This is a genomic window from Kangiella koreensis DSM 16069, from assembly GCF_000024085.1.
GTDB classification, from domain to species: Bacteria; Pseudomonadota; Gammaproteobacteria; order Enterobacterales; family Kangiellaceae; genus Kangiella; species Kangiella koreensis.
On record NC_013166.1, the window covers coordinates 1,209,799 to 1,233,307 of the forward strand.

Annotated in this window: 19 protein-coding genes and 1 riboswitch; of the genes, 10 read left to right on the forward strand and 9 right to left on the reverse strand. The window is 43.2% G+C overall.

Features of this window, described 5'->3' with window-relative positions; translation table 11 throughout:
• Nucleotides 1-39: 39 nt before the first annotated feature.
• The 6 genes from amaB to mfd all read right to left on the reverse strand — a co-directional run bounded on the left by amaB (nt 40) and on the right by mfd (nt 8,166).
• Nucleotides 40-1,560 (reverse strand): L-piperidine-6-carboxylate dehydrogenase, encoded by a 1,521-nt coding sequence (gene amaB / locus KKOR_RS05720; RefSeq protein ID WP_012801067.1) that lies wholly within the window; start codon nt 1,558-1,560, stop codon nt 40-42.
• Nucleotides 1,561-1,846: 286 nt separating this feature from the next.
• Entirely contained in the window at nt 1,847-2,086 is a 240-nt protein-coding gene (locus KKOR_RS05725) for an EF-hand domain-containing protein (RefSeq protein WP_012801068.1), read from the reverse strand.
• Nucleotides 2,087-2,120: 34 nt separating this feature from the next.
• Nucleotides 2,121-2,696: a plasmid pRiA4b ORF-3 family protein gene (locus tag KKOR_RS05730; protein WP_012801069.1), complete on the reverse strand. Its 576-nt coding sequence runs from the start codon at nt 2,694-2,696 to the stop codon at nt 2,121-2,123.
• Between the two features lie 33 nt (nt 2,697-2,729).
• A complete protein-coding gene (locus KKOR_RS05735; protein WP_012801070.1) occupies nt 2,730-3,872 on the reverse strand; it encodes a saccharopine dehydrogenase C-terminal domain-containing protein in 1,143 nt (380 codons plus the stop codon).
• 39 nt (nt 3,873-3,911) lie between these two features.
• Nucleotides 3,912-4,649, reverse strand: coding sequence for a CsiV family protein (locus KKOR_RS05740; protein WP_012801071.1), 738 nt, complete (start codon nt 4,647-4,649; stop codon nt 3,912-3,914).
• Between the two features lie 94 nt (nt 4,650-4,743).
• A complete protein-coding gene (gene mfd, locus KKOR_RS05745; protein ID WP_012801072.1) occupies nt 4,744-8,166 on the reverse strand; it encodes a transcription-repair coupling factor in 3,423 nt (1,140 codons plus the stop codon).
• A gap of 188 nt (nt 8,167-8,354) precedes the next feature.
• Between mfd and KKOR_RS05750 the strand changes: the two genes are divergently transcribed.
• From KKOR_RS05750 to KKOR_RS05760, 3 genes are all read left to right on the forward strand, one after another.
• Complete coding sequence (locus tag KKOR_RS05750) at nt 8,355-9,683, forward strand: hypothetical protein (protein ID WP_012801073.1); 1,329 nt, start codon at nt 8,355-8,357, stop codon at nt 9,681-9,683.
• An 11-nt stretch (nt 9,684-9,694) separates the two neighbouring features.
• The gene (locus KKOR_RS05755) at nt 9,695-10,099 is read left to right on the forward strand and encodes a hypothetical protein (RefSeq protein ID WP_012801074.1); all 405 of its coding nucleotides are present in this window, start codon (nt 9,695-9,697) and stop codon (nt 10,097-10,099) included.
• Between the two features lie 120 nt (nt 10,100-10,219).
• The gene (locus KKOR_RS05760; RefSeq protein WP_012801075.1) at nt 10,220-12,193 is read left to right on the forward strand and encodes a tetratricopeptide repeat-containing diguanylate cyclase; all 1,974 of its coding nucleotides are present in this window, start codon (nt 10,220-10,222) and stop codon (nt 12,191-12,193) included.
• Nucleotides 12,194-12,291: 98 nt separating this feature from the next.
• On the opposite strand, the gene KKOR_RS05765 is transcribed toward KKOR_RS05760, so the two are convergent.
• On the reverse strand, nt 12,292-14,163 hold the full coding sequence (locus KKOR_RS05765; RefSeq protein WP_012801076.1) for a cation:proton antiporter: 1,872 nt from the start codon (nt 14,161-14,163) through the stop codon (nt 12,292-12,294).
• Nucleotides 14,164-14,580: 417 nt separating this feature from the next.
• Nucleotides 14,581-15,798 carry an HD-GYP domain-containing protein gene (locus tag KKOR_RS05770; RefSeq protein ID WP_012801077.1) on the reverse strand — a complete coding sequence of 406 codons (1,218 nt, stop codon included), beginning with the start codon at nt 15,796-15,798 and terminating at the stop codon, nt 14,581-14,583.
• Nucleotides 15,799-16,076: 278 nt separating this feature from the next.
• Here KKOR_RS05770 and KKOR_RS05775 point away from each other — a divergent pair, with 278 nt between their 5' ends.
• The 3 genes from KKOR_RS05775 (at nt 16,077) to KKOR_RS05785 (ending at nt 18,691) form a co-directional block, all read left to right on the forward strand.
• On the forward strand, nt 16,077-16,877 hold the full coding sequence (locus KKOR_RS05775; RefSeq protein WP_012801078.1) for an ion transporter: 801 nt from the start codon (nt 16,077-16,079) through the stop codon (nt 16,875-16,877).
• A gap of 144 nt (nt 16,878-17,021) precedes the next feature.
• The gene (locus KKOR_RS05780) at nt 17,022-17,381 is read left to right on the forward strand and encodes a YeaC family protein (protein ID WP_012801079.1); all 360 of its coding nucleotides are present in this window, start codon (nt 17,022-17,024) and stop codon (nt 17,379-17,381) included.
• 50 nt (nt 17,382-17,431) lie between these two features.
• Nucleotides 17,432-18,691 (forward strand): bifunctional lysine ketoglutarate reductase /saccharopine dehydrogenase family protein, encoded by a 1,260-nt coding sequence (locus KKOR_RS05785; RefSeq protein ID WP_012801080.1) that lies wholly within the window; start codon nt 17,432-17,434, stop codon nt 18,689-18,691.
• Between the two features lie 274 nt (nt 18,692-18,965).
• Here the strand turns inward: KKOR_RS05785 and ansA are convergent, their stop codons facing one another.
• Nucleotides 18,966-19,985, reverse strand: a complete 1,020-nt coding sequence (ansA, locus tag KKOR_RS05790) for an asparaginase (protein ID WP_012801082.1) — start codon at nt 19,983-19,985, stop codon at nt 18,966-18,968.
• A gap of 264 nt (nt 19,986-20,249) precedes the next feature.
• On the opposite strand from ansA, the gene KKOR_RS13505 reads away from it, so the two are divergent.
• The 4 genes from KKOR_RS13505 (at nt 20,250) to KKOR_RS05805 (ending at nt 23,165) form a co-directional block, all read left to right on the forward strand.
• Nucleotides 20,250-20,399 (forward strand): hypothetical protein, encoded by a 150-nt coding sequence (locus tag KKOR_RS13505; RefSeq protein WP_012801083.1) that lies wholly within the window; start codon nt 20,250-20,252, stop codon nt 20,397-20,399.
• Nucleotides 20,400-20,505: 106 nt separating this feature from the next.
• On the forward strand, nt 20,506-21,126 hold the full coding sequence (locus tag KKOR_RS05795) for a DUF5343 domain-containing protein (RefSeq protein ID WP_012801084.1): 621 nt from the start codon (nt 20,506-20,508) through the stop codon (nt 21,124-21,126).
• On the forward strand, nt 21,119-21,703 hold the full coding sequence (locus KKOR_RS05800; protein ID WP_222831904.1) for a Swt1 family HEPN domain-containing protein: 585 nt from the start codon (nt 21,119-21,121) through the stop codon (nt 21,701-21,703). The genes KKOR_RS05795 and KKOR_RS05800 overlap by 8 nt, the downstream gene beginning before the upstream one ends.
• A gap of 58 nt (nt 21,704-21,761) precedes the next feature.
• Nucleotides 21,762-23,165: a PIN-like domain-containing protein gene (locus tag KKOR_RS05805; protein WP_012801086.1), complete on the forward strand. Its 1,404-nt coding sequence runs from the start codon at nt 21,762-21,764 to the stop codon at nt 23,163-23,165.
• Nucleotides 23,166-23,310: 145 nt separating this feature from the next.
• A riboswitch (TPP riboswitch) is annotated at nt 23,311-23,440 on the forward strand.
• The last annotated feature ends 69 nt before the right edge of the window (nt 23,441-23,509 follow it).

Here is a 23,509-nt window from a genome sequence, read left to right on the forward strand (position 1 = left end):
AGGGAAGCCGCAAAATGCGGCTTCAATTAAATACAATGATTAACCCAGGTCGAACTTGATGCCCTGAGCCAAAGTAGGTTGGTCACCCCAGAAAATGGTGTTGGTTTGACGACGCATGTAAGCTTTCCATGCATCAGAGCCAGCTTCACGACCACCGCCTGTTTCTTTTTCACCGCCGAAGGCGCCACCAATTTCAGCACCCGAAGTACCGATATTGACGTTTGCGATACCGCAGTCAGAACCTAGTGCAGAAAGGAACTTCTCAGCAACTTTCATATCGCGAGTGAAGATAGCTGATGAAAGACCCGCTTTAGACTGATTTTGCATGGCAATCGCTTCTTCAGTCGTTTCGTAAGTCATAACATACAAAATTGAAGCGAACGTTTCAGTTTGCACAACATCCCAGTGGTTTTCTGCGCGAATAACCGTCGGCTCGATGAAGAAGCCAGGACCATCAATTGCTTTACCACCAGCTAGAACTTCACCGCCAGCTTCTTTGGCTTTAGCGACTGCGTTCTCGAAATTCTTAACAGCGTTAGCGTCAACTAACGGGCCCATCAAAGTATCAGTGTCTAATGGGTTGCCAATTTTAACTTGCTTGTAAGCATTGACGATTGATGGGATGACTTGATCGGCCACATCTTTGTGTACGATTAGGCGACGCGTTGAAGTACAACGTTGGCCGGCAGTACCTACAGCACCGAAGACGATTGCTGGAACTGCAATGTCCATATCGGCTGTTTTATCAAGGATAAGTGCGTTGTTACCTGAAAGCTCAAGCAAGCTTTTACCCATACGCTCAGCAACTTTAACGCCAACCATACGACCAACTTCGCTTGAACCAGTGAAAGACATTTTCTTAACACGTGCGTCTTCTATGAAACGCTGTGATAATTTATTCTCTTCAGTATCGATGAACAAACAGAAGATACCTTTAAGACCAGCTTCTTCTAAAACCTTGTTACAGATGTTTTGTACAGCAATTCCTGTTAGAGGAGTCTTTGGAGATGGTTTCCAAACCACTGTGTTACCACAGATAGCTGCGATGAACGCATTCCATGACCAAACAGCAACCGGGAAGTTGAACGCTGACATAACACCAGTGATACCTAGTGGATGCCATTGTTCATACATGCGGTGCTCAGGACGCTCAGAGTGCATGGTTTTACCATACAACATACGAGATTGACCTACAGCGAAATCCGCCATATCAATCATTTCCTGAACTTCGCCATCACCTTCGGCCTTGATTTTGCCCATTTCGGCAGAAACCAGACTACCTAAAGCATCTTTGTGATCGCGTAAGGCATTACCAATTTTACGAACAAGCTCACCGCGTAGAGGAGCTGGAACTTTACGCCACTCTTCAAAAGCAGCTTCGGCTTCCTGCATAACTTTGTCGTAATCTGTTGCAGAACTGGCGTTAACTTTGGCAATAACTTCGCCAGTTGCAGGATTGATCGATTCAATTACCCCTGCGTCTTGAGTGTCGGTGTAACCTTGGCCCCAACTAGCTGACTGGTTGACGGCTTCGATACCTAGCTCTTTCAAAAAATCCATAAATACCTCTAAATTCAGTTAAAACTACACTAAAGTAACTAAGATTAGACTACTTTAGCGATAAATAATTTTGCGGCGCTACCATACCACCAGAGGGCAATTTTCGCCAGTTAATTTTGGATATGCTGGTTAAAGATTAGTCAATGATTGCGCTGGTCAGAGCTGTTGTATGGGCTGGGGTTATGAGGGGGAGGGGATTGATTAGAAATATTAATGAAAAGGCGCATTTCAGTTGAAATACGCCTTTATAGCTCAATAGCTTAGCTGAATGAGTTCATTCGATGTATTAGAACTCCCACCAGCAAGTTTCCCACCATTCTAGAAACTCATCAAATTCAATATGAGTGCTGTGGTTTTTGTCCACTAAATCAAAACCACGTTTAACTTGCTCTGCAGTTGCATCAGGTGACAGCACCTTTAACAAGCGCTCGAATTCTTTAATGTCGATTTGGCCATTATTGTCTGTATCGAAATAATCAAAATGCTCTTTAACGTCTTGAATATGCTGATCCGTTAATGGCTTCATTGAACCTCCGCTGGGTTTGTTTGTTATAAGTTGGTCATTCATCCTCGTAGCTAAAGCTGTCTTGGAGGCTGGTGTTGGCTTCGGCAATACTGAAACGATTGGGTGAGAATCCCTCACCAAACCACGTACTGACTTCATCATGTTCAAAGTGATTCGGGGAGCGTAAGACGTTAAGTAAATGCTCGTAACCCGCTACTCCGCCTGCATCCTCAGGGGGGCAGGCGTTTTTACCATCAATACACTCTACATAGCTATCTGATTGAGTATCGGAAAAACCAACAAAAGTAATTTTATGATGCCAATGGTCAGCAAAGTCATAAGTGTATTCAATGCTATCGTCTTTGTTTTTTAATACATCGGTGATAGCAATGTTTGCCTCATTCAGCCACTTCTCATCACCGTCACCTTCTGGGTCAATGTAGCCATAACGCTTTCCATTTATCTGGAATTCGTGCTGCTGGTAATCTTCCCAGCCAAAAATGGCTTGAATGGAATAGTGGAGGTCCTCGAGATTAGCGTTTGGGTCAATGAGAATATCGCGCCAAACAGGAAGGTTAAGGTGTTCCAGTTCGATATGCAGGTGAAGCATGTGTTGCGTTTTAGTTGACATGGTGTCGTCTCACAAATGAGGCCTTCAATGGCTTCAGGTTGATAAAACATTTTCCTCTAAACGGTAGCGTACTTTTCGTTCTTCTAGATAGTCTAAAACCGTTTTACAGCAATCAGTGTGACCACCAATATGCTCAGGTGCAAACACACCTTTTTTATCAAATTTTCCTTTCAGTAGCAATTGGCAAATAGCATTAGCTGTGAACCCAGTAGTTCGTGCCATCGAAGTTTCATGCTTCACCTTGTCATATTCATCATACATGGTGTAAACATATTCCTTATGCTTTTCGCCTTCTTGACCATGAATCGTCACTCGCATAATGGTGAATTCTTCTTCTTTCGGTTTCAGTTTCCATTCATTAATTAAGATCTCAGAAGTAACTTCTAATGGAGTAACTTCAAGACCACGAACGGACACTTTATCTTTACTGAAAAAGCCACTGGCTTTCAAGGTTCTAATGGCATCAACATGACCTGGATAACGAAGTGTTTTTTCTTTCATGTTAGGGACATTATTCATGGTGAACATTAGCGAGCGTAAACCATCGGTGTTAAAAGCTTCAAGCGTTCCAATCTTCTCGAATTCCACCAACTCACGATCACTGAGGGCCTCTCTTGTCATCATGCGGCCTTGCTCAAAAAAGCGGGCAGGGCGGGTGTACTCTGCAATGACGTCAATCGGTGAGAATGCTGCTTTATATTCAAAGGGCTTTTTGCGGATTTTAGGCAAGCCGCCGACTAAGCACTCGAAATGACTGACTTCCATTCTGGTATTATGAAAACCTAATAGCAGGTTATCCATGCCTGGAGCAACACCTGCATCGATTACCGCGGTAACCTTGTGTTTCTTAGCCAGATAATCCAGCTCTAAAGAGTTCTCAGGAGCAAAAGAAATATCGACAACGTTTTTACCAGACTCAATGATATTCTTTAACGCTTGAAAACCAAGATGGCCAGGCACGCCACAGACCACAAGATCAAAAGCTTTAACCGCACTTTTTACACTATCGAGATCCATAACATCGAGTTCAATCGTGGTGAACGAAGGGTGACGTTTTTTTAAGAGTTTTAAGCGCGTATTGCTAACATCAGCAACGGTGACGTCATATTTTTCCGATAGGTCGCGTGCAATGACGCTGCCGACCATACCACCACCGATGACTAAAATATTGCTCATGGATCTTCCTGATTAAGTTATTGTTCTAAATTTAAAAGCTTATGGGTTCTCAAGCGCTTCCTGTTCTTCCAGGCTGGCTTTATGAGGGGTCACTTTGAGTAGTATCCCCATGTTAGGATGGTCAAAATAATGAAGTTCGTCCAGTTTGACCTTGCGATTTTCAGATAGGACAAAATAACCATGTAATTGATCGGGCATTTGCTGATCGACAACTATCTGATCATTTAAGGCTTCTGCGTCAACAAAGATGGCATTCATATCTTCATCTGAGTTTTCGTTCGATGAGTTTTGAGGTTCTGACGAAAGAAATTGTTGAGGAATGCGCATGGGCTTAAAGCCAATAACCTTATGCTCTACTAACAAGCCCTGATTTCGGCTAAAGCGAATAACCCCTTCGAACTGTTCAAGGCCTTCAGTTTCAGCCTCGTCTGAAAGATTGTAATGGAGCCAGGGAGTATCTGCTTTATCCATCAAAGGTTGGCGCCAACCGAAGTGTAACAATGGTCTGATATTCGGACTGGTTCTCAAGCGATTATAAACGCCCTCAAGTTTGAACTGACTTGCTAAAAGCTGGCTGTAACCCTCAGGAAGCTCATTCAAAGATATTTCATCGTTCAATTCGGGTAAATTGGTTTCTTTAACCTGAGCGGCATTGTCTTGCTGATCAATGCGCTTGAAGACAATAAATTCAACATCAAAAACACTTTGTGCGAGAGCAGAGTTTGTGCTGAAAGCGAGCATCAAACAAGCTGCCAAGATAATGATTCTTTTACTCATAAGTCTATTGGTTAACGCGTTTAGTGGTTAGAGTTTACCATGAATGAAGGGAAAGCCCAGTCATAATTGTGTCGACTGGGCAGAGTGTCAAATTTTATGAAATCTTCTCGATGACAGTGTCAATTTCTTTGAGTAATGGTGCTATGTCTTCCTCTTCAGTCAGAATCTTCAGAATGACATTTTGCTCAAAGCGATAGCGCGTAGGGTTAAGCTGTATTAAGCGAATAAGCTTTGCCGGATCTACCTTGGCATCTTGTGCAAAGCGTATGCGAATACCACTACGCACCAAGTCAATTTTACTGATGCCGAGTGGTTGAACCTTCAAGGCTAGCTCGGTGATAGTGAACAGGTTTTTCAGCGGCTCTGGCAGCAAGCCAAAGCGATCAATAAACTCGACCTGTAAACCATCCAGTTGTTCTTTGTTTTTAGCGCTGGCTATTCTTTTGTAGAGGGATAGGCGCGTGGCGACATCACCAATATAGTCATCCGGGATCAGGGCCGGCACACTAAGGTCAATTTCGGTTTTTTGTTTTAGGCTTTGTTGCAACGATGGCTCTTTTCCTTCTTTAAGTGCTTTAACGGCATCTTCGAGCATGTCCATATACAGGTTAAAGCCGACAGCCTGCATTTGACCTGATTGTTCATCACCCAATAACTCACCTGCACCGCGGATCTCTAAATCGTGTGTTGCCAGCGTGAAACCAGCGCCCAAGTCTTCCAAGGAAGCGATGGCATCCAGACGCTTCTCAGCATCTTTGGTAATTTTCCGTCCGGCTGGGGTAAGCAGATAGGCGTAAGCCTGGTGATGTGAACGTCCCACACGGCCGCGAAGCTGATGCAACTGTGCTAAACCAAATTTATCTGCACGATCGATAATCATGGTATTGGCATTCGGATTATCAATGCCGGTTTCGACAATGGTGGTACAAACTAGTACGTTAAAGCGTTGGTGATAAAAATCACGCATCACCTGTTCCAGTTCACGCTCGCGCATTTGGCCATGTGCTAATTGAATGCGCGCTTCGGGTAATAATTCCTGAAGCTCCTCTACGGTGCGTTGGATGGTGTCAACCGCATTGTGCAGGAAGTAAACCTGACCACCGCGTAAAACCTCACGTAATATGGCTTCGCGGATTAGAGGCTTGTGATATTCTCGAACAAAAGTCTTTACCGAAAGTCGTCGTGCAGGCGGGGTAGCGATAATAGATAGGTCGCGCATTCCTGACATCGACATATTCAGGGTTCGAGGAATTGGAGTAGCGGTTAAGGTCAAAATATCCACTTCGGTGCGGAATTTCTTCAACTGCTCTTTTTGGCGCACACCAAAGCGATGTTCTTCATCAATGATCAGCAGGCCTAAGCGCTTAAACTTAACATCTTGCTGAATCAGTTTATGAGTGCCGACCACGATATCAACGGTACCATCCTCTAGACCTTTTAAGGTGGCTTGCACCTCCTTGCTGGTGGCAAAGCGCGACAAACTGGCCACTTTCATCGGCCAGTCCGCAAATCGATCACTGAAAGTCTCGAAGTGTTGCTGAGCAAGCAGGGTGGTTGGAACTAACACTGCAACCTGCTTGCCTGATTGTGCTGCGATGAAAGCGGCGCGTAATGCAACCTCGGTTTTACCAAAGCCCACGTCCCCACAGACCAGGCGATCCATGGGAAGGTGCGAGGTCATATCACGAATCACAGCATTAATTGATGTGGTTTGATCGACGGTTTCTTCAAAAGCAAACTCTGCGCAGAATCTGCGGTATTCGGTTTCATCGAGTTGATATTGAATACCTTCTTTGGCTGCTCGACGCGCATAAATATCGAGTAATTCAGCGGCCACATCACGCGCTTTTTCTGCGGCTTTCTGGCGGGCTTTATCCCATTGCTCAGTGCCTAATTTATGCCAGGGAGCTAGCTCAGGGTTGGTGCCTGAATAACGGCCAATCAAGTGCAATGACTGAACCGGCATATAAAGCTTATCGCCACCGGAATACTCAATCATCAGATATTCAGCTTCAATGTCTCCGCTTTCTAATTTAACCAGTCCACGATAGCGACCAATACCTTGCTCGATATGCACTACAGGATCGCCTTCTTTAAGTTCCGCCAGATTGCGGATCATATCTTCGGCTTGGTCTGCGCCTTTACTGTCGCGTCGGCGAGTCTTAATGACGTGTTCGCCAAATAGTTCTGTTTCGGTAACAACGGCCAGATCAGATAGGGCAAAACCTTTGCTTAGCGGTGCAACGCCGATGACTAAACCCTTAGCATCAGAGGCTTCGTGCCATTGTTCAATAACAGAGGATTGGATGTCATTACGCGCCAACAAATCCTTTAAAGCTTCGCGGCGCCCCGGCGATTCGGTGGCAATAAAGCACTGCCCAGCCCATTGCTGTAAAAACCCTCGAAACTGGTTCACCGGATCTTTGGCTTTATGATCAATCGCCATCATTGGCATTGGGCTGGCTTGATACTCGGCATCAGGGCGTTCTTGTTTGATATGAACCCTGATATGTTGTTTTAACTCGGAATTCAGTTCGTCAGCGGCAAGATACAGCTTATGGGGTTCTATAATCGGACGCTCAATGTCATGGCGACGTTGCTCGTAGCGCTCGGTGATTTCGTCCCAGTAGTGCTCGGCATGCAATTGGTGATCGCCCAGCGTGCAAATCAGGGATTGCTGCGGTAGGTAATCGAAGAAAGTATCCAGCTTCTCAAAAAACAATGGCAGATAGTATTCAATACCGGCTGGCGAGTTACCATTGCTGACTTCCTGATAAAGCCAGACACGTTGTAGATTGACTTCAAATTCAGCGCGGAAATTCTGTCTGAAACTGCCGACACCTTCTTCATCCAATGGAAACTCTTTGGCTGGAAGCAACTCGAACTTATTAATCTTTTCATCAGAGAGCTGACTTTCAGGATCAAAGTAGCGAATGCTATCGATTTCATCGTCAAAAAAGTCTAACCGCAGAGGCTGCTCTGAACCCATTGGGAACACATCAAGAATCGAACCTCTGACTGCATACTCGCCATGCGAAAAGACTTGGTTGACCGCATGGTAACCGCTTTCTTCAAATAATCTGCGTACTTCGTGCATATCCAGCTTTTGCCCGGTATGGACAATCAGACTGTTTTGTTCGATGTATTGCTGTGGTGGTAAGCGTTGCAGGAGCGTGTTGACAGCAATTAATACAATGCCGTGCTTTAATCGTGGCAGCTTATAAAGTGTCAGTAACCGCTCTGAAACAATGTCCTGATGGGGTGAAAAGTTGTCATAAGGAAGGGTCTCCCAGTCCGGGAACACTAAAACCGGAATATCCGAGTCTTTGCCCAGAAAATACCGAATTTCCTTTTGCAATTGCCACAATGCAGGCGTGTCATCGCTGATGACCACAATTGGTTGCTCGCGGGTTTCAGCCAGCTTAGCGAAGGCCAGAGCGCGACTGGAGCCAGCCAGGCCATCCAGATAATGGACAAAATTGGTTTTATCGGTGATCTGCGGTAAATCGAGCTTCATGCCAAATGACTAGTAATTGTTAGAATTGCCGCGGAATTATAGCGATCTTGGTCGGATCTTGATAGTGGGCATGAATAACTCCAAATAGTTAGTGGTATATGCAATATGGTTAGCACCTTTATATTTGCAGTGGAGCGGCAATACCGCTATCTTATTTGTTACTTAAAAAGTAATCACTTAGGGAAAATATGAGAGTCACATTCAAGCAGGCCGAAGACTTCGAAATCAGTGCTGGATTCTTTATTGCAGCCTGGAAAGTGTGGTTTAAAAGGTTCTCGCCAGCTCATGATGCGCAGCGTCATGCCTGGAAATACGGCAAAATGCCGATAGGTTTAAGTGATAGCAGCCTGAGTGATCTTATCCGCCAGGATAGGCGTTTTACCTTAGAAGTACTCGCCCGCATGATGGTGCCCTGGGCCTACCGCAACAACGCACAAGTTGACGATACCTTCTTACGTGATCATATCGACTTTCTGCAACAAACCACGATTGGCTATGACTCTGGAAGTGAGGAGCCTGCTGCTTGCCTGAGTGACCATGCGCTTGCCTTTTGGGACAGCATGAGTTTTGCCGAGCAAGATACCTACATGAATTACGCGGAAGCGCGTGTACAGGCGGATATCGAAGTCAAATCTGATGACCCTGTGGTACTTGATGATCAGGGTATTGAGCTGATTGGTGAAGACACTTATCCGCCTTACGTACCTGAAAAAGGTGCGGATGATTTAGAGTTTGTTCGTGCGCTGGTGCGCTGGATTGAAGATGCACCGTACCAAGCCTACTATCTCAAAAAGCCAGCAGGTGAAGCGGTTGCCGGATGGCACGATCGCCTGCTTGCTTTCTTTTGGCCCAAGCCGAGGATTGGATACGCGTTGCATTATGCCGCGGTTGAGCCTTTATACTATCGAGCCAACGAGCTAGCCAAAACACTGGAGCGGGGTGGTGATTGGGACGATGAATGGCGCGATATGGCTGTTAAAACGGTTACTGAATTATTTAATGTCAGCGGCACACCGCAAAAAGAAGTTACTGTCGACAACATCAAAAAAGTAATTAAAGCAGCGATCAATGCTGATGAAAACGCAGATGCAAAAATGAACAGTGGCTGGACCTATCTAGCAGCACTTTGTACCGCACACCTGGAAGGTGAGCAGGGTCGCTTGCCATTGCTAAGCTGGAACAGTCGTGTTGCAAGTTCTTTAATATCTCGACTTGATTTTTTACTTGCAGAAGCTGGCATCACAGAGCTGGGTAATCGTTTTCCGAATATCGGTACAGTCCCTGGTTGGGGCGGCACTCGTCCACGCCAATATACTCTCGAATGGCCAAAAGGTTATCGTTCATGGAAAACCCAGATAGCCGCCAGCAAATTGGCGAATCAAATTGTCCATATTCTCAATAGCGAAACCAAGCCCAATGGCGAAAAACGTTACCGTTTAATGCCACTTGCCGGTGGTGGCAAAGGTCCCTGGACCGTTCGTGGTGTGCAGCGTGTATTGTTCTCGGATGGGTATTAAGAATATCCTTTATGTATAAAATAACAGCGCTGATGCTTACATTTGTCATATATGTGTTGTTTTTTATTAATCTTGAGCCAGCGTACGAGACATGGAATCAGGCCCAATCTTTAAATACTGCTATTGAAAAAGCTATTGGTTTCTATTCAATTGTATTGGCAAGCTCAGGACTAAATCTAGCAATCTATTTTTCATATGTATCTTTTAGGGCTGTAGATAAATTTGTTAGAGAAGGGCTCTTAATCGCGGTCGGACTTGGGTTGTTGCATTACTTTGCGCTGGTTTCCATGCATTTTGACCTGTACCAATATGCTTCTATGTTTGTGGCAGAGTTATTATTTTGTCTGGGCCTAATATTTTATTATGAAATAAGCCGAGATAAGGACTTAGTTATACATAATCAAAAATTACCTTAAAACCTTTTCATAACTGTTTCAAAAATAGACAAATCGGTTGATATTGATACAATCAAAGAACAGCTTAGAGAATTGATTTCAAATATGCGGTTAATGATAAAGACAATCCATAAAATATTAATGGCAGCGTTGTTAATCGCTTATTTCAATCCAGCTGTTGCTGCCGAAGAGGAAAGGATTTCTCGACAGGAGCTTGAGCAGCTCGCCCCCTTTCCTGAATTCTATGAGCAGATGTCACCTGAAGGGCGGCTTGATTGGTTAAACTCCCAAATTGATCAGACCACAACTCCCGCACAGAATTATAACTTCCAAAGAGCGCTGGCTTTCGAGCATTTCTTTAATTATAGAAACTCGAAAGCTCAGGACGTCTGCGATAATAATCCTCCTTTATCATTTGATATTCGATATCGTTTTGCCTGCATACAGGTGAGTGATCTCAGTTATGAAAAACGAATCGATAACTTTCTGGAACTGTATGAAACAGCTATTGAGGAAGATGATACGCCAATGGCTGCCAGAGTCTTGACTTCGATGGGCTGGTATCAGTCTGGTAAAGGCGATATTGCTGCAGCTTTTAAAAGTTATGAGGAAGCATTATCGATGGGCGAGAGCCTTGACTTTTTTACCCTAAATGACGCAATGGTTAATACAGCTAGCCTGTATATTATTCATGGTGATAAGGACTATATAAGAAAAGGGATTGAGCTGCACAAGCAATCGATTGAAAGAATCAGGCAGAGAGCAAGTGAAGACCCTGAGTTTGCTGAAACTTCTCGCACAGCCATGATTATCCCACAGTTTAATATTGGCATAGCCTACGCTTTACACACTTTTGAATATGAGAAAGCCTTGGAATGGTTTGAAATTATAAACGCCAGCAACACTGAGATACCTCATTTAAAATTCTCTTCTTTAATCTTCTCTGCATTGTCTGCTATAGAAATCGGTCGCACTCAGTTGGCGGAACAGTACCTTGCTCGCACCTATGACGAGCCAGCGGTTAATAACACCGAATTTTCTTATCTCTACTGTTACAGAGAGCTGGTTAAGTTTAAGTTGGGCCAGGAAGCTGATTTGGATGTTTGTCTACCGTTACATGAGAACGTGCCGCTAGAGGTTAAAATTGACGTTTATAAACGCATATCAGAGTTAAATGATGATGCTATCAAATATGCGGGTATGGAGCAGTTTTATAAGTTGTTTGATGAGAAGCTGGAAAGTCAGTTAAAACAGAGCTCGACGTCAGTGGCTTCAACCGCTGAGCTTCATCGACTACAACAGGAATCTCGATTACGTAATGAATTGCTGGAAAAAGAAATTGCACTGAAAGAAGCCCAGCAGGAAAGACGCGAGGATCAGATTCGCTTAGTGGTGGCGATTGCTTTTATTTTACTGCTATTGGTAGTCATAACCGTTATTCGATTAAATCAGAAAAGGCGTCTAGCAGAACAGTATGAAGAGTTAAGTGTATTAGATGTTTTAACAGGCTTGAAAAACCGTCGCTTCCTTGAGCAGAACATTGGCCGCGAGATGAGTTTTGTAAAACGCTCGCAGGCTAATCAGGATGGCCATGCACTGGGTATCTATTTATTGGATATTGACCATTTCAAGTATATTAATGATACCTACGGACATGAAGCAGGCGACCAGATTTTAATCGAGTTTACTCAACGGATTAATGACACTATTCGAGACACTGATCTATTTGTGCGTTGGGGAGGAGAGGAGTTTTTATTAGTTGCTCGACTCGATAATGCTGATGGTTTGCAAGTGTTGGCGGAACGCGTCATTCAAGCCATTAAGCAGGATTCGTATGCTGCTGGGCAGGGTAAAACTGTTGATATCACTTGTACCGTTGGCTCAGTGGTATATCCATGTGTTGAAAATCCTGAGAAACATATTTCATGGAACAAGCTAGTGCAACTTGCCGATTTGGCGCTTTATTATGGCAAGGAAAAACAGCGAGATTGCTGGGTCTGTATCGAGAAGATTTCAAACTATGAAAGTAGAAACACTGTTCTTGAGCTGGGCTTTGAAGAGTCTTTAAGACAAGGCTTGTTAACGTTCAGTACTTCAATTTCAAAGCCCGAATAAGTAGGTTAGAAAACGCTAAAAGAGTGCTAGCCGTAGTCTAAACTTGTGTGGCTAACACCCTTTGTTTTTAGTTGTTTGCTTGTCTCTGGCTAACCAACCTAACTGACTCCTTTTTCTTTCTGTGCCAATTTCTGGAACTGTTCTTTTTGTGCGCCAGCTGGTGTCGGGCGCTCACCTTTTGGATCCTCTGTATCCATAACGATGGAAATTATTTTAGTACCTTCCTTGATGTTCTTGCCCTCAGTTTCTGACGAAAAAACTTTCATGGTGTCATTTTTATCAATCATAAACAGGGCAACATAATTTTGGTTATCCGTCTGGTATTGCTCAAAATTATAGTTCTCAGTGATATTGGTTACTTTAATCTTGGCATTTTTAGCGATCATACTGGCAAGCTGCCCGTAAGTGACCGACTCGCCAAACAGCCAGGGTGACTGATAGTACTCATCTTTTTCCTGGCGGTCGTTCTTGCTTTTATCTTTGCTCGAACGCAAGCGATAAATGTTCTGTTTGCCAAATGTATGCCTGAAATTTAACTCACTGAGGCTGTTCAGCTCCTGGTCCATGCTCATGGCAAACACATGACCATAGCCAATTAAATCGAGGTTTCGGTCAGCATGTTCCGAAATCGGGTTGCCGAAGTAAACACGAATGCCTTCCATACGAGCTTTAGCAATATTGGTGTAATTGTTGTGTGCCATAAGAACATCAATATTGTGATCCTTCAGTGCTTTAGCCACAGTAAGTGCTACAGGGTTGCTACCAATAATTAATACGCCATTGTTTGATCGCTCTCGCACGCCCAATAAGTTGCCGACAAATGCACCACTTAAGCTTTGAATTAACACCGTGCCTATAATAATAATGAACACTAAAGGTACTAAAAACTCAGTTCCTGCCAGGCCATATTCTTCCAGCCGAATAGCGAATAAAGATGAGATGGCAGCTGCAACAATACCGCGTGGACCAATCCAGCTAATCATTAATTTCTCATTAGTTCTTAGCTTGGAACCGATGCTGGAAGCCCATACGCCAAGTGGACGTGCCACAAACATGATGATTGCCAGCAGAATTAAACTGGTGTAGCCAATTTGTTGTACGCTCGCTAAATCCAGTCTTGCTGCTAGCACGATAAAAAGTACTGAGATAAGAAGAATCGACAATGACTCTTTGAAATCAAGAATGTCGTCCTTGGGGAATTTGGGCCAGTTAGCTAGCGCTACACCAAGAATAGTGACCGTTAATAGCCCTGACTCATGTTCAATATGGTTTGAGACAGAAAATACGAGCAGAACAAATGCCAGCGTGAAAATATTTCGCAAATACTCAGGAACCCAGTGCTTTTTCAGGAGGGTTGCTAAAACTGCCGCACCGACAAGACCTAATACCGCACCGATCAATATAATCCTACCGAATAGTAGCAATGCGCCTTCGCCTGAACCTCCAGATATAATGTATTCATAGACTAATACCACAGCGATTGCACCAATGGGATCGATGATAATACCTTCCCAGCGCAGAACGTTGCTGATATTTTTATTGGCACGTAAATTGCGCAGAATCGGAATGATAACGGTAGGTCCGGTGACGCACACCAGTGCGCCAAAAAGCAGAGCAATAAGCGGGTGCATATCAAACAGGTAGTAAGCAGCAACGCCCGCAATGGCGATAGTGATCAGCACGCCAACCGATACGAGAAGTTGTACCACGCGACCATGACTTTTTACTTCATGAAATTCTAGCGTCAAAGAGCCTTCAAAAAGAATCACCGCAACGCCAAGCGATATAAAGGGGAATAACAAATCACCCAGTGCTTGATCAGGATTAAACCATCCAAGGACAGGGCCGATAATAATGCCAATCAATAATAAAAACAGAATAGAAGGTTGCTTTAAATACCAGGCTAGCCATTGCGCACCGATCCCGATGGCTAAAACTGCGGATAGAGTTAATGCTAAATCTGGTGTCATGAAAATTCCCGTTGCATTCCGTTTAAGCGTTATCGTTATGAAGGCTCATTGTCTTGCGCTGAGATTTATAAATCAAGCGCTTAGGCGTCATTTTGTAGAGTGAGTAAAGTGATACCGATAACTGAGTCTTAACACTTACATTGGTTTATTTAAAAGCAGATCCTGAATCAAGTTCAGGATGACAAATTTTTTAGCGCTGTTTGTTAGGTTTTCTTGGGAGTGCTTTTGTAAACTGCGTTCGGTATCTCAAAGATAAGCTTTTAAACTAGAATCGCATAAGACACATTCCAATAGTATCGCCTCAACAAGCTTGTCATCCTGAACTTGATTCAGGATCTGCTTTTTTGCTTTAAAAATATGCAGGGGAGTGTATTCGGCCGAACGTCAATATTATGTGGAGAAGTAGAGCTCTAACAATTAACGTTGGTTATTTGATTCAATATGGTGAGTCTGCTGAATATAACTTCTCATATCGAAGCCCATGGCGCCATCAGCCAATGGACGTTTGATCGCGTAACGCATACCGGACTTGTCAGAAGGACTCTTGCTAAGGTCGATGATCAGAGACTTGCGTAGTTTTCCTTCGCTGTCACGAACCAGTTCAACCTTAGGTTTCAATTTCTTTTCCGGATGTGTGGAAATGACAATGCCAACTTCACCATTGTTCATTTCTACCAAAGTGCCCGGTGGATAAATACCTAGCATGCGAATAAATGCTTCGACCAAGTCACCGTCAAACTGCTTATTACGCTGATTGAATAGTTCTTTGAGTGAATCGCGAGCAGAGCGGCTACGGCTATAGCAAGTATCGCTCGTCATGGTGTCATACGCATCAACAATACTGATAATGCGGCAGTAGAGGCTTATTTGCTCAGTGGGCAGGCTGGGATAGCCTGTACCGTCAATGTGCGCATGATGATTCTTAATAACGTCTTTAACCGTGTGGTTAATGGCTGGATCTGAATTGACCAATTCATAGCCTAAAATGGTGTGCTTTTGCATCACTCGCATTTCAATGTCAGTTAAAAGACCTGGCTTATCCAGAATGTCTTCAGGGATTTGTGTTTTACCCAAATCGTGCAACATGCCACATAAGCCCAGCAATTCAAGCTGCTGTTGGTCTAGCTTAAGATATTTGCCTAATGCAATGGCAAGTACTGCCACTCGTACACTGTGCTCAGCAGTAAATTGGTGCTTGTCTTTAATGCGGGTTAACCAGAACAGGGCATTAGCGTTCGACATAATGCTAATCATGCAGCTTTGAATGACGCGGCGGGTATGAGCGATATCAATCGACATGCCCATTTTTGCCATTTCGAATAAGTTGATAGCTTCTTCGCGCGCGGCTTCGTAAGTACCTTGAGCACGCTTTAGCTCATGATGTAGTGGAGTATTTTCAGGAAGCGGGGCGGTTTTTGCTTTTGCTTTGAGCTTGTCTTTTTGTAACGACCAGAATTGCTCATCAACTTCGATATAGACGTATTTGCAGTATTCTTTAAGGGTTTTAAGCTCGAGTTCGCGTTTGACTACTAGCTTTTGGAACATCAAAGGCACATCAAGCCAAGGCCTGTCGAGTTCTACGACATACATGCCTAGCTGTAATGAGTCAGCCGGAATTTTTACCTTAAGCGACATAAGTGCCCTGTGATACGTGTCTAGCCCCAAACGTGAACCAAATGGTTCGCAATTGGTTAACTCTATCACATTTATACAAAAGGTCTATAAATTTTGTATAAAAGACTGACAGTTTCAGAGCTTTATAGTTTTTATTTATTAACTATTCCTCATTGATAGCCAGATAGGTTGCAAAATAGTATTGATTGACGACTGTGGTTACATTTTTATGATTGCTTGAAGCCTTGAATGCTGGTAATTTTCGGCTCTCAGTCAGGTTGCCCAAAAGACAAATTACTATGCAAGCAAAGGTTAATGCTTTAGTTCACAACCAGTGGTTCGAGCGATTCATCATCTCAGTTATCGTATTAAGCGGTATTTTGATCGGCATAGAAACCAGTCGAAGCCTATCGCAGGGCCAATTGCACTGGATTGAAACTATTCATGCCATAATCTTAGGCATCTTTGTCATTGAGGTGATTTTAAAGCTCTACGCCTGCGCGCCGGATGTAAAAAAATACTTTAAGGATGGTTGGAATGTCTTTGATTTCTCGATTGTTGTCGTCGCTTTAATTCCTTTTACTGGCCAATTCGCGGTGATTGGTCGTTTGCTGCGCCTGTTGCGCGTTGCGCGTCTGATTTCAGTATTGCCTGAGCTGCGTCTTATTGTAACCACCTTAATCAAAACCATTCCCTCCATGTTCCATGTGGTGGTTCTGATGCTGGTATTGTTTTATATCTATGCAGTCGCGGGCTTCAACCTCTTTCATGAAAGCAATCCGCAATATTGGGGCGATCTGGGCACCTCAATGCTGACCCTGTTCCGTATTGTCACACTGGAAAGCTGGACGCAGATTATGTATATCGATCTAGCCGTACATGATTGGGCTTGGATATTTTATGTCAGCTTTATCGTTATCGGCACCTTTATCATCATTAACCTGTTTATTGCCCTGGTGCTTAATAATCTGGACGAAGTCAAAGAACAAAAGAAAGCGTTGGAACGTACTCAAAATACCGAAGCTCATATTTTGAACAATATCGTTCTGATTCGTAAGCAGTTACAGGAAATCGAAAAGGATATGCATCAAAAACAATAGGTTAGTCCTGATACTTTTTGATACTGGCAACTGATAACAAAATCGAGGATAATTGCGCCCACTTTCGTTCTGGGAAGCTAGTTCTTCGGAAACAGCCTCTCGTATCAGTTGTCCCAGAAAGCCGTTGTTGTGGAGATCATAATCGTGTCAACAGATTACGCCAAGCTAGTCGATTCTTTAACGCCTGACATCGTCGAACGTTTCACTGAAGCGGTCGAAACGGGTAAATGGCCGGACGGCAGTGCTTTAACCGAAGCGCAGCGCGAGAACTGTATGCAGGCGATTATGTTGTACAACGCACGACACAATAGCAGCGACGAGCCGTTCACCATTTCAGCGCAAGGTGAAATTCAGACCGGCAAAAAAATGCGTAACGACTTTGAAGGCCAGTCGAGCAATGACCGGCTCCGCCAGCAAGGTCACACTATTGATTCGAAAACCATTGACTTGAAAACAATCGAGTCAACCATTGATTCTAAAACAGTCGACAATTCTGACGAATAACAATTATTCCAGTCAGCTATATCTAAAAAATTCAGCAAAATAGGGTAGTTATGCTTAAAACGATTATTCGAAAAGAACATAAGAATAAGTGGGAAAAACGAGCCCCATTAACACCAAAGGCCGTTAAGACCTTAACCGAACAAGGCCTTTCCATTGAACTAGAACCCTGCGATATCCGCATCTTTCCAGACCAAGATTACCAAGCCGCCGGCGCCATTTATCCTTCCTCTCCAGACCAAGCAGAATTCGTATTAGGCATTAAAGAACCGCCCGTTGGTTCCATCAAACATGGACAGGTTCATTTAGCGTTTTCGCACACTATTAAAGGTCAGGAATACAACATGCCGTTGCTGCAGAAATTTCTGGATGAAGATGCAACGCTTTTAGATTATGAACCGATCGTAGATCCCGCCACGGGGCAAAGAACTATCGCCTTCGGACGTTATGCCGGTATTGCTGGCGCAGTCGATAGCTTTGCTGTGCTTGGCGAAAAGCTGGCACAAAAAGAATTAGCCACGCCATTATCAGAACTGAAAATGACCCACACCTACGGCACGGTTGAAAACCTTAAGCAATCGCTCGAGCAGTTTGACCTGTCGCAAGGCGAACCAATCCGCGCGTTAGTGGTTGGTACCGGTAAAGTCGGTAAAGGATCGATCGAAGTATGCGAATGGTTAGGACTTCCGAAAGTCAGCGCCAAAGACTTCCTGGCCGGTAACTTGCCAGAAGGTAGCTTCTACGCAGTCTTGAGCAGTCGCCACATCAACCGCCGCAAAGACGGTGGTGAATTCAGCATGAAAGAATTCGTCGCAAAAGGCAGTGAGTTGTACGAAAGCACCTTCGATCAAGTGCTCGGAAAATTCAACATCCTGCTGCAAACCCCATACTGGGAAGAGATGTACCCGAAACACCTGACAAAAGAACGCATGCAGCAATTCAAAGACAAACTGCCACTAGTCATCGGCGACATCAGCTGCGACATCAACGGCAGCCTCGAATGCACCACCAAAGCATCCGACAGCGACAACCCAGCCTTCACCTACAACGTCGACACCGGCGACAGTCAAGACGGCATCAGCTGGCAAGGTGTCACCGTCATGTCCATCGACAACCTGCCATGCGAGTTGCCGATCGACGCCTCAAACGACTTCTCCAAAGCGTTAACCACCTACGCACCACAAATCATGCAAATGGATCTTAGCAAACCATTCGCAGAATGCGGCTTGCCAAAAGACCTCGCCGACGCAGTCATCGTCTACAAAGGACAGTTAACGCCAAACTATGAGTATTTAAAAGAGTATTTGTCCTAGCTCGTCATAGCGTGACTTAAACAAGTTTAGGTAGGGGCGGGCCATGGCCCACCAAAAGACAAAGGCACTGGATACCGCGGTCTAGCCGCGGTATGACAAGCATAAGGAATAGTGCCCAACTCCACAGGCTTGTCATCCTGAACTTGATTCAGGATCTGCTCTTGGCTCTTAGATGGTAGGGGCGGACCAATGTGTCCGCCCAAATCTTTCATGGATTACATACAAAAAGGGCAGACACACCGGTCTGCCCTTATCAATACGAAACAAAAACCAATCACTCCGGTTCCGTCAGTTCTCCTCGCAAATTCTCACTCATCTTCTGACGAATAGTCTGCCTGTCTAATCCGCGGCTAAACAAATAATACAATTTGGCCAATGCCGCTTCGGTGGTCATGTCATACCCAGAAATCACGCCTGCATCCATCAATACTTTGCCCGTTTCATAGGTCGCCATATTGACGCTGCCTTTCAAGCACTGGGTGCAGTTCACAATAACCTGGCCATTGGCGCAGGCTTCGCGAATGGCGTCCATCAAAGCCTGGTTCTTTATCGGCGCATTGCCTGCACCATAAGACTGCAACACAACACCATCCAGTGGCTGGCTCAAAAAGCCTTTAACCAGATCGGCAGAAATACCGGGGAATAGGGTCAGAATCGCAATCTTCGGCGAACTAAACTTCTGTACATTCAACGCAGGCTTGTTCTGCTTAAACACTAAATGGTCGCGCACTTTAATGGTGCTGCCGATACTGGCCAGCGGTGGCATGTTGGGTGAAGAAAACGCTGCGAAACCATCGGCATCCGTTTTAGTGCAACGATTACCGCGATGCAAATGGTCATGGAAAAACAGACAGACCTCAGGAATAGGGTGGTTAGCCGCCAGATACACTGCATTAATCAGGTTATCGCGCGCATCGGTGCGTAGCTGAGTCAATGGGATCTGCGACCCGGTCAGAATCACAGGCTTCTGCAAGCCCTCAAGCATAAACGACAAAGCCGACGCCGTATAAGCCATCGTATCGGTGCCATGCAACACCACAAAACCATCGTAATCGTCGTAATTGTTCTGAATATCCTGCGCAATCAGATACCAATCCTCCGGCGTCATATTCGCCGAGTCAATTGGCTCCGCATAATCACGAATCGTAATCTCCGGCATATCCGGATGCTTAAACTCATGAAAGCTCGCCAGAGTATTCTCCAGAAAACCCTCCTGCGGCACAAAACCCTTATCACTCGGCTTCATCCCAATCGTACCGCCGGTATAAGCGATATAAACTTTTTTCTTCTTCATAGATTGCTCAATCTTTTTGTTATTCCCGTGTAAGGAGATCGATATTCGACTATTCAACAAGTTGGCAGAAGTATAACTTTTATTACGGGGATAAAGAAGTCAGGCCTGAGAAGACAGTAAATTACTGAACTCTCATGATCGGGCAGGAAAATGAATTGTAAAATCTTTTGACAATTAAATTGCATTATTAGAAAAGCTAATTAGTATGGGGGGCTGTCCATCATCACAAAGTAATGTTAATTAATCTATAAGGAGGGATTTAAGATGGCTGTAAAACATACACCTACGGGAATTATCCACCAAGGTTCTAAAGGTGGTAAAACCGGCTGTGGAGTTGATACTAAAAATCATTTAGATCATTGGGTTACCACTCATCAGAAGATAACCTGTGATAAGAATGGTTGTAAGAATTAATGATAACTAAACAATCATTAGCAGGAGTTTGACAATTGGTAGGGTCAAAGTAAAAGTATTTTCTTAAAATACTGTGATCTAACATTTCTAAAATAAGGATAATGATATGGGGTTGCCAACGAGTTATACACAAGCATTTGGAGCTTTTGAGGAATTTTTTGCGAGGATTAGAGATGCGCAAGCACCAGTTAAATTTACTCAGCAAATATTAAAAGATTGGGGTTATAAATCCAACAATCACAGGCCATTTATTCCCTTGCTTAAGTCTTTGGGTTTTCTTTCGCCAGACGGAACCCCCACGCAGCGGTACCATGAGTATAGAAACCATGCCAAGTCAAAAGAAATAATGGGACAAGCACTAAAAGAGGCGTATAGCGATATTTTCCTAATTAAAGCGCATCCAACCTCTGCAGATAAAGATTTAATTCAGGGTAAATTTAAGAGTTATCACAATGCTAGCGATAATGTAGCAAGATTACATACAAATACGTTTTACTCTTTATTAGAATTAGCTGATCTATCTTCAAAGTCAGAAAAAGCTACCCATATAGATGAGAGTAAGAACCAAGAAAAGTCCATTAATACAGATAACCAAAAAACATTGCCTCAGTTACCTGCTGGGAAGGTGGGACTTCATTACAATATTCAAATCCATTTGCCTGCTACAAAGGATGTTGAAGTTTACAACGCTATATTCAAATCTTTAAAAGAGCACTTAATTGACTAGTAAAAAAGATATTCGTGACTTCTTTTTTAGAGGTCTAATGTTTGAATCTGAGGCGTCCAGCTTTCAAAGTGCAGGCATTGAAATCGGCGCGGATTCGCAATATACAGAAAAAGAGTTATTAGCTGAAGCATTATCACCATTCGGTCTTACAAGAAGAAATAATGCATTAGAAATGGCTAGAGTGTATGCGATTCTTAATTGTTTTGAGAATGAATTGCGTACATTCATAAGGGAAACACTTGAAGAGAAGAAGGGGCTAGATTGGTGGGACCAGCTACCTTCACGAATAAAAAGTCACGCAGAAGGAAGGCAAGAAAGCGCATTAAAAGACTCTTGGTTGGAGGGAGAGAAAAGTGATCTGCTAGGATTTGTTGATTTCGGAATGTTAGCTAAAATTATTATTGAGGAATGGGAACTCTTTAATAATCTGATCCCATCTCAACACTGGTTAAAGCAACGAATGGAAGAGTTAGAAAGAGCAAGAAATTTTATTGCTCATAACCGTATGCTGCTTCCCTCTGAGTTTCAAAGAATCTATATGTATGTATCTGACTGGAACCGAGTTATTGGACTGTAATAAGTTATTCATTCAGATGAGCTTAGGCATGTTTTACAAATAATATAGAATATATGGCATGATAGAAAAATTAATAAAACTACATAGAAATAGTGATCAGATAGACTTTGAAAAGATTTGGAGCGAAGGGCTGTTTACTTTTGATTCAAATGTGATATTGGATCTTTATAGATTACCAAAATCTGCGCGTAATGATCTGATGAGTGTGTTTGAAAATGATCAGTTTAACAAGCGCATATGGATTGGTTTTCAAGTAGCATTAGAGTTCCTTAATAATAGATACGATGCTATTAGTGATCAAAAAAACAAGTTTAATACTGTTCGTACACTTCTTGAAGATTCAAAAGAACAATATGAAGAGCTGGTTACTTCTTTAAGGTCTGGACTCAATAATCTAAAGCTTAAGCAAAGGCACTCTCTTATAAATCCTGACGCTTTTATAACGCCAGAAAATGTCGAAAATGGTATTAAGTACATAAATGATTTCATTGAGGAACTTGAGCGTTTAGAAAAAGAACAGTCTGATGTTAGTGATCACGATGAAATAAAAGATTTTGTGTTCAAAACATTTGAAGGAAAAATTGGTAAAGGCTTTGATAAAAAAGAGCTATCATCAATATATAAAGAAGGTGAGAAACGTTACGAGTTTCAGTTCCCCCCTGGTTATAAAGACAAAGGTAAGGAAGGTTCCTATCATTTTGAAGATAAAGAGTACATCAGAAAGTATGGTGATTTAATACTTTGGAAAGAAATTATTCAAAAAGCAAAGTCAGAGAACTATAAATATATTGTTTTAGTTACCGGAGATATAAAAGAAGATTGGTGGTTTGAAAAAAGAGGGAAAAAGCTTGGGCCAAGAAAAGAGCTTATAAATGAAATATATACGGAGGCTACAGAACTAGATACTTTTTATATGTATGACACTTCGACATTTCTTCAATATGCTAGAAACGAGTTAAACCTAAAAATTCAGGACTCATCTATAAACGAAGCAAAGGACTTAATTGATTTAAGTAGACAAGAGAGGATAGATGATGAAGAAGGACTGGTTTCTTTGGCTGAACTTCTTAAGTTTGCCTCTAGCCAGTTTAAAAATCTAAAGGTTGGGATCGGTAGATCTGTTAAAAATATTGACCCCATCAAGATTAACAGCAGAGCAATATTTACGGCTCTTATGGAGATATATTCTAACGTATTACATCATGGACGCGATAACTATGTTGGTATCCAAGCCAAAGAGGAAAAAAATTATGTTTTGCTAAGGTTCAAGAACTTAAGAAACGATATGACTGGTTCAGAAATTCCTAGAGTGCCGAACTCTCCAGATAGTGCACGTGGTTATGGCTTGCAGTTTGTAAGAGAATCTCTTGCGAAAGAAGGCATAGATGTACATATAGAGAATGAAGGTAAAAGATTTGTTTTAGAAATGTTTATACCTAAAACATACTATGAAGTGGCTTGAACTATGACTATATAGTCCCAAAGAGTGGCACCTCTATGGTTGGATCTGCGTTACGACGCACCCTACATATCCACCTCATTCAACCCCCGCAATAATCCCCCCATCTTTCCATTCGCTGTTTATTTTTAAGGCGTGTATAATGCCGAGCATTCCCGAGGGGCGGCTTTTGCCTGAGAATTGGCTCATTGCGGTTACTGTTTGTAATTGCTTGAGCGCCAGACCCTTTGAACCTGATCCGGGTTATACCGGCGTAGGGACAGGGAGTGCAGACGATTTGCTTTGCCGTTTATGGAATGACCTTTAGCTTTTTTGTTTTAACTAGCTTCAGGTCGATTGTTTTACAG